The sequence below is a fragment of the Prevotella sp. CAG:255 genome (assembly GCF_000431195.1).
Lineage (GTDB): Bacteria > Bacteroidota > Bacteroidia > Bacteroidales > Bacteroidaceae > Prevotella > Prevotella rara.
In genome coordinates, this window is sequence record NZ_HF986781.1 from 38,791 (window position 1) to 54,040 (window position 15,250).

The window sequence follows — 15,250 nt, forward strand, 5'->3', positions numbered from 1 at the left end:
TGCTGAAAGGCTCACGCCTCGGCTATTTCTCTAACGACCTGAAAGAAGCCGGACTGAAAGGCTATAAAGGCATACTGAAAGAGTTTATCAAGGTGAATGCAGACAAGACTGTATCACTTACACGCTGCTGCGAAGTGTCAGGCTTAGGCCCCGACAACGCAAAAGGACGCCGCCGCGACGGCTCGTTCAACTACTACATGAGTGAACCTATACGCGACAACGACGGAAAAGGCGTTGGTCCGTTTATTTGGGCATCACTGGAGATGGAGCGCATGGGCTACGATGTTGCCAAGCTCAATCAGTAATCAGCTGCAAGACAAAATCTACTTAAAAGCATCTGACATTTATTAAAACAGATATAACAAAAGATAATTCTAACAGCATTTAATGAAAAAGAAACTCTTAATGACAACAGCAATGGCAGCGAGTGCCATTGCTGTTTCTGCGCAAGCTCCCGCATTCCCCGGAGCTGAAGGTCACGGACGCTACGTAACGGGCGGACGCGAAGGAAAGATTGTACATGTAACTAATCTGAACGACAGCGGTACAGGTTCTTTCAGATCTGCTGTCAGCGGATCTTCTAAGAAGATTGTCGTATTTGATGTTGCCGGAGTAATACCTCTGAAATCTGATATCAGCATCGGCGCAAACACCACCATTGCCGGACAGACAGCCCCCTACCCCGGAATAACTTTAAGATATTATACTGTAAGACCGGGAGCAAACAATGTCATAAGATTTATACGCGTGCGCCGCGGACAGGAAAAAGACAAGAACGACGGAGCAGACGCAACATGGCAAAGAGAAACAACAGGTATTATTCTTGACCACTGCTCTTTCAGCTGGAGTATAGACGAAGTTGCCTCATTCTACGACAACAATAACTTTACAATGCAATGGTGTACTGTTGCCGAGAGCCTTAACAACGCCGGACACGGCAAGGGAGCACACGGCTACGGAGGCATCTGGGGCGGTAAGCTGGCAAGCTTTCACCACAACATGATAGCACACGTAACCAACCGCGTTCCGCGTTTCAACGGCGCACGTTATGAATGGAGCGGATACACGGGCAACAAACTGTACAGCACATATAACTGGAAGAACTCTGTTCAGGCCGAAAATGTTGACTTCCGCAACTGCGTGATGTATAACTGGGGCAACAGCAACGGCTGCTACGGAGGCCCCGGCGGCGGACAAATTAATATAGTGAACAACTACTATAAGGGCGGTCCGTCTACACCGGACAGCAAAGCAAAGAAGGTTACAGAAATTTCAGTTGCTGCTGATGGAAACTCTGAAGGACATCCGAAAATCTTCGGTATGACCAGCCGTTACTACATTGCAGGCAACACTACAGAAACTCACGGAGGTTCAATAACTCAAAACAGAGACTGGAGCGGCGTAAGCTATGACGACGGCACATACACCATCAATGGCGAAGAATATTCTAAGGACGTAAACAACTATTACGGAGATGCCGTTGAACACGTAGCAAACAGCGACGGCGAAATGTGCGTCAGAATAAAGATGGACGAGCCAGCTCCAATGGGCGAGGTTACAACCCACAGTGCAGAAAACGCATTCAGCAAGGTTATGCTCTACTGCGGTGCATCGCTTTATCGCGACGAGGTTGATGCCCGCTATATGGAAGAAGCCCAGACAGGTACGGCAACATATACAGGCTCTGTAACCAAGCAGGAAGGTCTTGTAGACCTTGTTTCTGATGTTAACGGATACACCGAAGCCAACTTCCCCACCGGTCAGCGCCCTGACGGCTACGACAGCGACAACGACGGAATGCCCGACGAATGGGAAATTGCCAACGGCCTTAATCCCAACGATGCCTCAGATGCAAGTCTGTATACTATAGACACACAGAAAGGATGGTACACCAACGTTGAGGTTTATATCAACTCTATCGTTGAGAATATCATGAAATCTCAGAACACGGATGCCATAAATACCGTTGACGAGTATTATCCTTCGTGCGTATCTACAGGCATAAGCAATGAAGTTACCACTTCTGAAATAAAGAAGATTGAATACTTCACACTTGGCGGAGCCAAGTTAAATGCACCAGCTAAAGGCATAAATATCAGAAAGATAACCTACGAAAACGGAAAGACAAAGACTGATAAAGTTATAAAATAAGATTCGTTTTATTAGACCGTTATGAAAAGAGTGAGGACATTAATGTTGCTCACTCTTTTTTGATAAAGAATATTAACCACATTTTAACATAAAAAGAATTGTCCAATACAAATAAAATCTCTATTTTTGTAAAACATATAACAACATTAATAATTAAAAAAATTATGATTATGAAGAAAATTTTACGCTTATCTTTAGTTGCAATACTGTCCCTTATATGCGGAACAGGATTTGCACAAACTACATTCGACTTTACCGCATTATATGGCAACGCAACAATTAGCGACATAACAGAAATGCCACAGACTGTAGACGGTATAACTGTTTCATTTGCCAAAGGCAACTCTCAAAATCCTCCTGCATACAATAAAGCCGGAGAAGTACGTCTTTACGGAGGAAAAAGCACTGAAGTTCTTGACGGATGTACAATGACATTCACATCTACAACAGGCAACATGACAAGCATCACTCTTGAGCATGGCCAAATTGACAAATGGGGTGTCCTCACAGCCAATGTCGGCACTATAACTGAAGACGCTGACAAAAACATTACATGGACCGGAGATGCTGCCGAAGTTACATTCACAGCTTCACGTGACGCCAACAACTCAAGTGTATCAACTCAGAACCGCTACAAGAATGCCGTAGTAACACTTGCAGGTGGAGTTGCAAAGAAGAACGCAGAACTTAAGTTCAGCGAAGATGAGGTTTCTGTTGAACAGGGAACAGAGTTTACAGCTCCTACATTTACTAAAGCTACAACAGCAGCCGTTACATTTGCATCTGACAATGAAGGCGTTGCTTCTGTAAACAGCGAGGGAACTATCACATTAGGTGGCGAATTAGGAACAGCTGTTATCACAGCCACTTCTGAGGAAAACGATGAATACTATGCAGGCAAGGCTACTTGCACAATCGAAGTGTTCAAATATAACACTTACAAGAAAGTTGCTGCCATAACAAGCGGTAAAGAATATCTTATCGTTGCTCAGCGTGACAATAAGACATACTATGCATATCCGCTTTCTGAAAATTACACATACGGCTACTTAAATTCAGGCTCTATTGATGAACTTACTGACGTTATCAAAATAAAGAGCACATACGATGACAGCTTCGTATTTACAGAGAATGGTTCTGGCTACACAATACAGGACTGCTACGACAGATACATGTATCAGAGCGGAACATACAACTCATTCAATGTAGGTTCTGAACCTAGCGTTTGGACTGTAGAGGCTCAGACTGACGGTACATTCAAGATTGCCAACAACGGATATTTCATCCAGTGGGGTGACGGTACTTATACAACATTCGGTGTATATACAGAAAAGAAGGAAAATACAGTATTGCCTTTCCTCTATCAGCTTGACGAAACAGGCACAAGCATCAGCGGCACAACAGTTGAGAAGTTTGACGCAAATGCTCCTGTTTACAACCTCGCAGGTCAGCGCGTAAGCAAGAACACAAAGGGCATTCTGATTCAGAACGGCAAGAAATTCGTTAACAAATAATCTTAAACAACAGATTATACATCATAAGGGATGCAGCTGTCATGGCTGCATCCCTTTTACTTTAATATATTCAACCGGAATGAAACGGACTGAGAAGTCTATATGAATGACGGCTTGTTACGACACATAAAACTAAATGAAGGGATGTAAAAGTTTTCTAAAATCCGAACCTTTAACGTGCGCAGAAAGGCCATCGCGAAAATAAAAGATATCACTTGCCTTAAAATCCTCCATTTTACAGCATATAAGATAAAACATTGGTTATCAGTACTTTATAGCATTCAGGTGTTAATTCACACTGTATAATAAAAGCAAAAGCATACCTTTCAGCGTGTAAAAGGTATGCTTTTATAATATAAAATGACATGTTTTGCAGTGTCAAAAGGCTTGTTTTATAGCCAAAAGTCTATGGTTTTCATACCAAAACTCACCTTTCAGGCTGCTAAAAGCCATAGATTTTGAATGTTTTTAGGCCAATGACAGCCATCTGAATCGCTATTTCGCGATTTTAAAATGTCATGACTTTTTACTCGAGAAAATGTCGTGTTGCCAAACGAGTTTTCTGTTTTATCACTTCACATCCACGCTTATACGCTTCAGATCCTTGTCAGCGCTCGATGTTCCGACCATGATGTCATACCTGCCCGGCACCACTCTCATGTCATTACTCTGAGCATCCCAGCCCTCAAAAGCTTCACGCGGAAAATCTATTTCTACGGTCTTCGTCTCGCCTGCCTTCAGCTCAACACGCGCAAATCTGCGCAATGTTTTCAGCGGTCCTTCAGTATCTGCCGTGTTGCGCATATATACCTGCACGATTTCTACTCCGTCACGACGGCCGGTGTTGCCAACCTTCACCTTTATCTTGCCGGTTGAGGCGTCATAAGACGGCTCGCCTACAACAAATGTCGTATAGCTTAAGCCGTATCCAAAGGGGAACAGCGGTTCGCCCTTAAAATAGCGGTAGGTGCGGTTTGACATATTGTAATCGTCAAACGGAGGCAGCTGACTGTCGTTCTTATAGAATGTAACAGGAAGCTTGCCGCCGGGATTGTAATCGCCAAACAGAACATCTGCCACAGCCGTACCGCCCTGTTCACCGGGATACCATGCCTGCAGAATTGCATCACATGTCTCGAGTTCTGGTGTAAGCGCAACCGCACTGCCGCTGCAATTGACCAGCACAACCTTCTTGCCTGCATCATGAAGAGCCTTAATAAGTTCGCGCTGAACTAAGGGAAGTTCAATGCTGGTACGGTCGCCATTGTCAAATCCTGGCTCCGTAACCTTAGCCTCCTCACGCTCCAGATTGGGCGATATACCGCCAACGAACACAACAGTAGATGCATCACCAACAGACTTGAGCACACCGGGAACTGTGAGTGTCTGCATTCTTGATACGTCAAAACTCAGCGAAGCACCGTTGCCAAACTGGATATAGTCGAGCTGCACAGAATAGTTGGCGCCGGCCTTAACCTTAATACGGCGCTCATTAAGCCTCACCTCGTTCTTGTTATTTCTGTTTACCAAGGTGTCTCCGTTGACAATAAGGCGTATGCGTCCGTCATTCAGATATCTCACACACAGCGTCTCAGTCTTGTCAGCCGTAAAGTTTCCGTTAAACCTGACAGAAAAATCTTTCAACTCCACTCCCGGAGCAAATACGGTGTTGCCGCCGGTGTCAAACTGAGGATGGCTCGAATAATTGCCCTCATAAACAGGCTGTCCGTCCATATCGGTGTTATTCCAGAACTTTGCTGTCATTCCGGCCTTGCCGTCAAGTCCTGTCATGCGTCCAAAAATGCTCTCACTCTCGGTCATTGACGTTATGTCGCATCCCTTGACATATCTTACGCCAGAGCCAAGCTTGTTGCGCATTCCCTCAAGCACCGTGATGGTGTGTGTAGGCTGACCGTAATATATGCCCCACATCATTGTCGAATCGGCAGCATTAGGTCCCATAACTACAATATCAGAAGCGTCCTTTGCCAACGGCAGAGTGTTGTTCTTGTTATGCAGCAGCACCATCTGCTCGCGTGCCATGTCGAGCGCCAGCTTCTTGTGGGCCTTGCTTGCTATAACACTTTCAGGAATGCGTGTCCACTCAACAAGTGAGTCGGGGTCAAAGTCGCCTAGTTCAAAACGTGCCTCAAGCAGCCGTTCTACACTTGTATTTATCTGTTGCTCAGTTATGGCTCCGGCCTTTACGGCATCAGGCAGAGCTTTATAGCTGTTTCCGCATTCTAGGTCGGTGCCGCTTATAACGGCTTTGGCTGAGGCAGAAGCAGCATCGGGTGAGACTTCATGGCAGCCAGGAGTCCAAAAATCACTGATGGCGCCGCAGTCGCTAACCACAAGCCCCTTGAATCCCCATTCGTCACGAAGAATCTGCCTAAGCAGCCTGTTGCTGCCACAGCATGGCTCTCCCTCAAAACGCTGATATGCACACATAACCTCCTTTACGCCTCCCTTCTGCACAAGCGCCTTGAAGGCCGGCAAATAAGTCTCCCACAAATCACGTGGCGACAGGTTTTCGATGTCAAAATGATGGCGCGTCTTCTCAGGACCGCTATGCACGGCAAAATGCTTTGCGCAGGCATAAAGCTTCATATACTTATGTCCGGCCGGTCCCTGCAGGCCACGCACCACGGCAAGTCCCATGCGCGCGTTCATATACGGGTCCTCACCATAAGTTTCCTGCCCGCGTCCCCATCTCGGATCACGGAAAATGTTTACGTTTGGAGTCCAGAACGAAAGACCCTGATAACGGCCCACACTGCCCTTCTTTCTCTGTGCCGTATTCTTTGCACGTGCCTCATCGCTCACCGCCGTATATATACGCTCGAGCAACACATCGTCGAAAGACGCAGCCATTCCGATACATGAAGGGAAAACCGTACAATAGCCGTTGCGTCCGACGCCATGAAGGGCTTCGCTCCACCATGCAAAGCCGGGTATGCCTAGTCGGGGGATTGCCTCTGACTGATCGAGCATCAGCTTGGCTTTCTCCTCAAGCGTCAACCTTGAACATAAATCAGCAGCACGTTCCTTTGCGGAAAGATTAGGATTCTGGTAAGGAAGAGTCTGAGCACCAGAAACAACAGAACAAAAGACAGCCGCTACAACAAATAGATTTCGCTTTTTCATCGTTTTCTTGGTATTATAGATTTTAAACAGTTTACAAGAACTCAAAAAGACTTTAAATAAAGTCACGATTTATCACATATGCAAAGATACTTAAAACCAAAGAAAAGTAAAAATATCACAAAATGTTTTTTATATGGTTCATCTGTTTATATACAAAACAAAATGCAAATGAACCAAAACAGGGAACCAAGCCTAATCAACTGGCTTCAAGTCAGTCATCAAAATCAAGCCAAAATGATGCTTTATATTGAACGGATTATTGTCTGCTAATCCAAAATCAGTCTTAATAATTCAGACAAAAAAGAAAATAAGAACTTCCTACAAACGCTTTTTAAAACAAAAAGGCAGAAGCCATTGTGATTATGACTTCTGCCTTAATAATTATTTTATCTGCTGTTTAAACGTTCTATTTAACAACAAACTTCTTGCCGTTACGGATATATATTCCGGGCTGCAATGAACCTTTCATTTCTACACCCTGCAGATTATATATCTTTCCTGCATTCTTTTCATCAGTATTGATTTCAGAGATGCCGGTTGGAGTTGTTGTTGTGAGAGAAAGTTTCCATACACACTGCTTGCCGGCTGCCTTAAACGTAAGTGTGCCTTCGGCAGGTGAAACAAGTTCTATATCATAAGACTTATACACCGGAGTTGTGCCGATTTTTGCCGGGAACACATAGTCAGTCTCTGAATATTCCATGCCGTTAAGCTCTGCAAGATAGCTGTCACCGTCAGCATAGTTGTCGTATCCATAGATGCCTACTTTTGTAACCTTCTTGCCTGAAGGAATGTTCACTGTAAACTGCACTCCGCTTGAATACTTGACACAGCCCTGCTCGCCTTTCGAATAGCCTTTACCGCCATCATTAGAAATGCTGAAACCGTTGTTGAAAATCCATAAAGCAGAATTTCCAGAATCAGAATTAAGATATGTATCTGATGAAAGTTCATAAACAACAGTCTCACCATCTGACGGGTCGTTGTCATCATCATAAATCTGATTGCCGCTAAGAAGCGTTCCGCCTTCATTGCCAGCCTCCATTATCTCGGCAACAATACTGTTCATGTATCTCTCAAGATTTGAATATCCGTCAGCTCCTATGGTCTTTCCGTCACTGGCATTATTCTTGTCAAGTCCGTTTGCGTCTTCCCATGCATCAGGCATGCCGTCGCCATCGGTATCTAACGGAGCTGCCTCAGATTTCAGTTCAGGCCATGCGCTCCAATCATCTCCTGCATCAGGGAAAGCCTGCTTCAAGTCGTCCTGGCTGTCAATAATGCCCGGCAACTTGCTTGTTGCACTGGATGTACCTGTGCATGACGCACCGCCATTACGCGTATCGTTTACAACTAGTTCGTCAACCCAGTCTCTGTGCAGTGACGCTCCTGCATAGGCAAGCACCCTGTCATAAGCCATCTCAGCCGAATGTGTTGTTACGGCCTCAAACGTCAATGGTTCTGACAAGCGCATCGTGTCGCGGGTCTCCTGTGTGAACGTATTGTCATTGCCGCTGTTGCTTATCTGATTGTAAATACCGTATGTCCAGTTGTCATTAGTAACATCAGAATATTTTGGATTTACATTTCCGTCTACATAAAAGTCGCCCCAGACGTGCCACATTACATCCCATTCATTAGGTTTGTCTGTATCGTGATCTGTGTATTCAGAAGTACGGATGCCGATTCCTGCTATCCTCTTCTGCATATCAGTCTTCCTTGTATTTGTAGCAGGTCCTGGCTTATAATAATTGTTCACAATGTTAACATTCATGCCTTCACCGCCGTAACATCCATTTCCGGCCCAGTTGTATATAACATTGTTGCGCATATCCATACGCTCGTCTGTCTGTGTATCAGGGCGCGGGCCAAGGCGCGGAGCTCGTGACTCATGGTGAGCAAGAAGATTGTGGTGATAAGTTGCGCCAGAACCTCCCCAGTTACCGCCATATCCATGAGCGCCCTTTGAATGGCCTGACTCACGAAGACTCTGCGCAGCAATACACCACTGAACTGTTGTGTTCTCGCTTCCGTATACAGACAAGCACTCATCTATACTCCAGCTTACAGAACAATGGTCGACAATTATATTCTTGTTGTCAGTACCTCCAAGGCCATCGCCTTGATTCTTCTCATCATCAACATATTGATCACCCAATCTAAAACGAAGGAAACGTATTATAACATTGTCTGCTGCAATAACAAAAGGATAATCTGCAATGCATATACCGTCACCAGGAGCTGTCTGTCCGGCAATCGTCACGTTACCGTTACGCAGTTTGAGTTCACTCTTCAAATGTATTGTGCCAGACACATCAAAAACGATGGTCCTAATTCCACTACGTTCGCACGCCCAACGAAATGATCCTGTACCGCTGTCATTAAGATTGGTTACATGGTATACAGCACCACCTCGTCCACCTGTGGTATAACGTCCAAAACCTTCAGCACCAGGAAAGGCTATCGGCTTATCCTGCGAGTATACTGTCTGAAAAGAAGACAAGCACAACAATAATGATAATACCTTAAAAATAAAACTTGTTTTATACATAAAATGTAAACAACGAAAAATAGTTTCTTTATTATTAAAACAACGAACTGATAAAGCCCGTGAGATGAGTAAAATAAATTTATCTATAATATTATACCCAACTATGCTAATAAACAAAAATCAAAGAGGAGCAGAAAAGCCCTGCCCCTCTTTGATTTTATGAATGATTATTCTGCTGCGGGCCACCATCTTGGGTCACCAGCACCTGAATTATCTAATGTTCCTGAAATGAAGTGGAAGTCTGCATTTGCCGGATCAACAAACAATTTATCTGATGTGTAATCAAGAATTGTTATGTTGGGGAAGCCCTTAGACTTATAGAAGTCGCTTGCGCAATATGAGTTCACAACTTCAGGTTCAATCTTTGCTCTGATGTTCTTGTTTGTTGCCTCATCCGGAGTCTTACCGAATACGCAGTTAAATACAGAGAACGTCTCAGGACCATAGGTCTTATCGTTGAAATCGATAAAGTACTGACCACTACCGTTGTTGTTATAGAAAGTACAATACTCCATGTAGATTGAGTTCATGTTCACTTTCTCACTATAGATAAAGGTCTTACCCGTAACACAGATATTCCAGAAAGTGCTGTTTGTCATCTTAATGTTGTTAACATATACAGCCTGGTTTCCATTGTCATCAACATGTATGAATGAATATCCTGAACCAAGATCATGCATCAAGCAGTTATCGATAACCAGATTGTTGATAACCTTAGCCTCGCTGCCCTGCAGGCGGAAGAAAGTATTCTTCATACCAGAAACTTCACAGTCAGTGAATTCAATCTTGTCTACAGTACAAGCCTTGCTCTGGTTAATCAGATAGTTAGCGCCAGAACCGTCATCAACAATCTTCAGATGCTGGAATGTTATGAAGTTATGTGAACCAGCGATGTCGATGCTCTTCAGCAGACGCAATACAGGTGTTTCACCACCACCACGGCCAAAGAAGTTAACAGACATTCCGTCAGGAACTGTAAGTGCACCCGGATCGCTCTGAGTATCATCACCAATAACCTCAATTGTCTTGTCTGCCGGGAATACAATTGTAACGCTTACATTACCAGAACCTGTTGCAGCCTGAGCTTTTGCCAGAATTTCATCCATAAGAGCCTGGTTGAATCTTTCAATGTCAGCATCAAGATACTCTGTATAACTTGCAGCAGGAGGTGCAGCAGAAGTTGTAACAGTCTGTGTACCACGCTTAGCCTCACCATTATATATTATAAAGGTGTAAGTTGTCAGAGGAGTCAGACCTGTAAACGTATGAGTTTGTTCTGCCTTATCTGTTTCAGTCAACACATAGTCAGTTGTGTCTGTGCCCTGAACAACCAGGATGTTTGTTACAGAATCAGCCGGTGCATTCCAGCGTAATGTAACCTCAGAATCTGTATAGTCATCAGCCAGCACCTCATCAAAGATCTGCTCTGCCTGAGTTTTAAAAGATTCACCGTCTTTATAATAAACCCACTTAGACTCTGCCTTTGTATCAGACATTGTCTTTATTCGCATATAATACTTAGAGTCACCGTCAAGACCTGTCAGAACAACAGGAGACTTTCTGATTTCCTTGTTCAGTCCAAAAACTTTGGCACGCTCACCGCCCATTGCGATTTCGTCATACAAAGAGTCTTTGCTGACCTCGATAACAAAATATAAAGAGTCCTTTGTGGCAGACATTGCCGAGAAAGTAACAGTTGCAGTTGTTGCAGTTGTTTCAACAGTAATGTCGTCCTCTCCAACTCCAAACAATCTGTCAAAAGCACTGTCCAAGCCCCAGTCGTTTCCGTCCGTACAAGAAACCACAGAGAGACCTAAAAACATTATCAGTATTGAACTGAAAAATTTATTAATAGTTTTCATCCTTTTTTAATTTACTGTAAATTAATAACCGTATGAGTTACTTAAGTATCCCTGTGAGTCAGAGATTGTTGTCAAACTTATAGGCATCAAATAACGATTCTTAACTGCAACACCTGCATCCATCGAATTTACATCATTGCCAACAAGTCCGCTACATATAGAAGGAAGGTTTGTATTTACCTGAGTATCTGTTCCTGATTCAAGATCAGCCTTTCCGAACCAGTCGCAGCTGTCTTGATAATCTGCCTCATTAACTTCCTCGACAGGTGTATACCATGTCACAGAAGAGAAATCGATACGACTCTTTGAGTCATCTGTATAGTTGAAGAACACTTTTTCAGGATATGTTCCATCAGCAAGCTGACGCAGATATGTCTGCTTAAACTCATAAATCTTCTGAACAAGCAGGTTCCAACGAATCAGATCATATTTGCGGAAACCTTCACCTGCAAACTCCCATGCATTCTCCTGTACGATACCATCGTTGAAGAATCCTTCCTTATCTGACGGCAGAGAAGCCACATAAGCCTGAGCTTCAGCCTTATGCTCGTCATCATAAGCACGCTCGTGTACGAGAGCCAAAGCCTGACGGGCTGTCAAGCCAGCATTATCAGGATATGTTGCATCAGGACCTCCAGCCAATTCGTTCATACACTCTGCATAGAAAAGCAGTACATTAGAATAACGCATCTTAACAGGATTGATACCAGTCATGTGCTTTGAGTCAATCTTCTGGTTGTCAGAAAGCCATGTTTCAGACATCCATCTCGGATTCCATTTACCTACATAAAGTCCAAATGGAGCATTCTTAAGCATCTTTTCAACAGCCTGCTCAGCTCTATTGTCGCTACCGCTTGTAGTAGTGATTTCGTAAGGAGCAACAGTTACGTCACGGCGTGTATCGTTCTGCTTATAAGAATAGAAGAAAGGAGCTGTCAACTTAACTTTACCGCTAGAGTTACCATTACCAAATGTAGCATTATCCTTTGTAATACGCACACCAATTGTATAACCAAGCTCACTTGTAACGTTATACTTCATAGGTATCTCGAACAAGTTCTCCTGATATGTCAAATCCAATGTCTGCTGATTGATAAGATACCACTCATTTTCGAACGAAGGATTCAACTGGTGCTTGCCAGATACGATAACGGCTGTAAGATGCTTCAACGCTTTCTCATAGAGAGCCTTACGCTCCTCTGCACCAGGACGCTGTGTCGGATACACAGGATCTGAATAACTTGCTGTCTCATATCCGTCTTTAGCCTTCTCACGTATAGCATAACCTGCACGTGTCATAGCTATCTGTGCCAACAAGGCGTGAGCATAGCCCTTTGTTACATGCTCTGTGGTATATCCGTTCTCACCAGCCCAAGGCAAAAGTTTTGTAGCTTCCTCAAGGTCAACCATCAATGTGTCCATAATAACATCGCGGTCAGTCTTGGCCATGAACGCATTGCTCAAATCAGGCTGAGATGTTTCGAGTTTCATAGGAATATCACCCCAATAACGCAACATATCAAAATATACCATAGCTCTGATAGTCAAAGCTTCACCGAGATAACGGCCCATTTCCTGGTATGAATCATTGCCTTCAACAAAAAGTGGGCTCTGACGAATGCCTTCAATAATATCATTAGCATCCTCAATGATTCCATACATTGCAGTCCACTCATCTGTAAGAGTGCTCCATCCTGTAGAAACATTATAGTTTCCGGCACCACGGTTACCTGCTTCATAAGCACCATTTCCGAGACCGTCTACAAGCTCGATATCACTGTTTATATTGGTTGTAATACTCCAATCCTGTGAATAAGTACGGTCTTGGCCCATACCACCATAAAGTTTATTCACACGCAAACTTGTGTAATATGTTGAGTTATACACAGTTGTTTGATTCATTTCCGAAGGAGAATTCTGATCCAGGAAATCAGAACAAGATGAAAGTCCCAAAATTCCCGCAGAAAGAATCATCATTGAAAATATCTTTTTCATAATTTCTATATTCTTAAAATTTAGAATGTTACGTTAATACCTCCTACAAATGTACGGCTCTTAGGATATGCCGCATAATCTATACCAGGACACATAGGAGTCTTCTTACTGCTTGTATCAACTTCAGGATCATAGCCATCATATCCTGTGATACAGAAGAGGTTATAACCTGTGAAATAGAGTCTGATATTCTCAATATTCATAGCCTTAACCCACTTCTTAGGAAGTGTATATCCTACTGTAATATTCTGTACGCGCAAGAATGAAGCATCCTCAACTGCATAATCAATAAGGTACATCTTTGAAACACCTGCAGGGTTATACATAACCTTACCCTGGTTGATTTCGTTCAGACGTGCCATAACAGCCTCAGCGCTACCATAAGCAGCAATTGTATTTGTTGAAGGACGGCCTAAGTTAAGACCTGTCTCAGGGTCGATCCATGTATAACGGTTCTCAAGATTAAAGTCTGCAACCAGGTTGTAGTTCTTGCTTGAACCTGCATAGAAAGAGTTTGCAAGTTTTGTACCGTTAACCAGCTTGTTGCCAAGAGAATAGTTGAAGAATACGTTGAAGTCAAAGTTACCTATGCGACCGTCAAATCCGAAACCACCTGTTGTAGGAGCAACAGTATTGCCAAGACGCTGCTTTATAGGATCACCATTTTCGTCAACCTGCACTTTAAGAACGCCGGGATAGAGACCGCCAAAGTAAGTATAGCTGTTGTCTTTCAGTCCTTCACGCAAAGACCATGTTCCATTTGCATTCAGCACGAGGTCACCTGTGCCTGTGGCAGGATCATAAACGGTATAGTAACCATTTGTCTTGTATCCCCAAAGTTCTCCCAGACGACCACCGGCAACAACACGGAAGTCCTCATACTGCTCAAGAGTCTTACCACTCCAACTTGAGCTCTGCCATGGGCTGCCGCTGTTAAGTTCTTCAATCTTGTTGCGGTTGTAAGAAATATTGAAATTAAAGTTCAATCCAAAGTTCTTCTTGTCAACAAGTACAGCGTTGATTGCAAGTTCAACACCCTTGTTTGATGTCTTACCAAAGTTCTGGAACTGAGTTTCATATCCTGTGCTTGAAGGAATTACTGTTTCCATAAGCAAATCCTTTGTTGTATTCCAGTAGAAATCCAAAGTACCGCTGATTCTGTTATTCCAGAAACCGAAGTCAATACCCAAGTTACGTGTTATGGTTGTTTCCCATTTCAAGTCAGGATTATAAAGATATTTACCATGCTCAAGCATTGAACCAGTAACGCCGTTGAACTCGGGAGCCTTTGATGTATTAGAAGCCATTGAATATAACGGCTCGAGCAATCCTGAATTAATACGGTTGTTACCTGCTGTACCAAAGCTCAGACGAAGCTTCAAGTTAGAGAGCCAGTCAGATGCACCCTTCATGAAGTTCTCTTCTGACATACGCCATGCCAATGCAAGTGAAGGGAACCAGCCCCAACGGTTATTCTTGCCAAACTTACTTGAACCGTCAGCACGGAGAGTGAATGTTGCAAGATATTTGTCAGCCATTGTATAATTAATACGGCCAAAGTATGAAAGGATGTTTTCCTGTGCCTCAATATCGCCTTCGTTTGGAAGAGCTGTACCTGCTGCTGTGTTTGCAAGAACCTCATCGATTGTCATTTCCTCTGGGAATGCAACAGAAACATTTGTACGTGTAATATCACGTGAACTGCTCCACTCCTGACCGATCATTACGTTAATATGATCACGGCCACCGAACAATTTTCTGTTATCGTAAGTAACAGTGTTAGCATTGCGCCAGTTCTTATTCTCCAGTCTTACAAACATAGCCTGCGGCTGTCCATTATATCCATATTTAGAGTTTGTAACGGCTCTTGCACCCCAAACCTGGTCTGTATCATTATATTTCCAGCCGTAACCGAATTCAGTACGGAATGTAATGTTCTTGAAAGGTTTCCAGTTCAAACCTACATTATAGTTCTGAGAGAAACGCTCCTGATACTTATATGTATCGCTGATACGCTCAACCGGATTGCG

At 43.6% G+C, this 15,250-nt stretch carries 8 protein-coding genes; 3 read left to right on the top strand and 5 right to left on the bottom strand.

The annotated features are described in order from the left end of the window. From QVO66_RS03245 to QVO66_RS03255, 3 genes are all read left to right on the top strand, one after another. Positions 1 to 305, top strand: a 305-nt coding sequence (locus QVO66_RS03245; protein ID WP_288172515.1) for a glycoside hydrolase family 88 protein, incomplete at its 5' end; no start/stop codon positions are given. Between the two features lie 82 nt (positions 306 to 387). Next, a complete protein-coding gene (locus tag QVO66_RS03250; protein WP_021853966.1) occupies positions 388 to 2,151 on the top strand; it encodes a pectate lyase in 1,764 nt (587 codons plus the stop codon). Positions 2,152 to 2,321: 170 nt separating this feature from the next. Further along, positions 2,322 to 3,665 (top strand): Ig-like domain-containing protein, encoded by a 1,344-nt coding sequence (locus QVO66_RS03255; RefSeq protein ID WP_021853967.1) that lies wholly within the window; start codon positions 2,322 to 2,324, stop codon positions 3,663 to 3,665. 570 nt (positions 3,666 to 4,235) lie between these two features. On the opposite strand, the gene xyl3A is transcribed toward QVO66_RS03255, so the two are convergent. The 5 genes from xyl3A to QVO66_RS03280 all read right to left on the bottom strand — a co-directional run. Beyond that, on the bottom strand, positions 4,236 to 6,812 hold the full coding sequence (xyl3A, locus tag QVO66_RS03260; protein ID WP_021853968.1) for a xylan 1,4-beta-xylosidase: 2,577 nt from the start codon (positions 6,810 to 6,812) through the stop codon (positions 4,236 to 4,238). Between the two features lie 406 nt (positions 6,813 to 7,218). After that, positions 7,219 to 9,315, bottom strand: a complete 2,097-nt coding sequence (locus tag QVO66_RS03265) for a pectate lyase family protein (RefSeq protein WP_369678040.1) — start codon at positions 9,313 to 9,315, stop codon at positions 7,219 to 7,221. Between the two features lie 215 nt (positions 9,316 to 9,530). After that, positions 9,531 to 11,225 carry a DUF5123 domain-containing protein gene (locus QVO66_RS03270; RefSeq protein WP_021853971.1) on the bottom strand — a complete coding sequence of 565 codons (1,695 nt, stop codon included), beginning with the start codon at positions 11,223 to 11,225 and terminating at the stop codon, positions 9,531 to 9,533. A 21-nt stretch (positions 11,226 to 11,246) separates the two neighbouring features. Continuing rightward, positions 11,247 to 13,220: a RagB/SusD family nutrient uptake outer membrane protein gene (locus QVO66_RS03275; protein ID WP_021853972.1), complete on the bottom strand. Its 1,974-nt coding sequence runs from the start codon at positions 13,218 to 13,220 to the stop codon at positions 11,247 to 11,249. 20 nt (positions 13,221 to 13,240) lie between these two features. Then, on the bottom strand, positions 13,241 to 15,250 hold a 2,010-nt coding region (locus QVO66_RS03280), incomplete at its 5' end, for a SusC/RagA family TonB-linked outer membrane protein (RefSeq protein WP_288172517.1).

Coding starts and splice junctions, on each gene's coding strand:
- QVO66_RS03250 (WP_021853966.1), top strand. CDS start 388: ATGAAAAAGAAACTCTTAATGACAACAGCAATGGCAGCGAGTGCCATT.
- QVO66_RS03255 (WP_021853967.1), top strand. CDS start 2,322: ATGAAGAAAATTTTACGCTTATCTTTAGTTGCAATACTGTCCCTTATA.
- xyl3A (WP_021853968.1), bottom strand. CDS start 6,812: ATGAAAAAGCGAAATCTATTTGTTGTAGCGGCTGTCTTTTGTTCTGTT.
- QVO66_RS03270 (WP_021853971.1), bottom strand. CDS start 11,225: ATGAAAACTATTAATAAATTTTTCAGTTCAATACTGATAATGTTTTTA.
- QVO66_RS03275 (WP_021853972.1), bottom strand. CDS start 13,220: ATGAAAAAGATATTTTCAATGATGATTCTTTCTGCGGGAATTTTGGGA.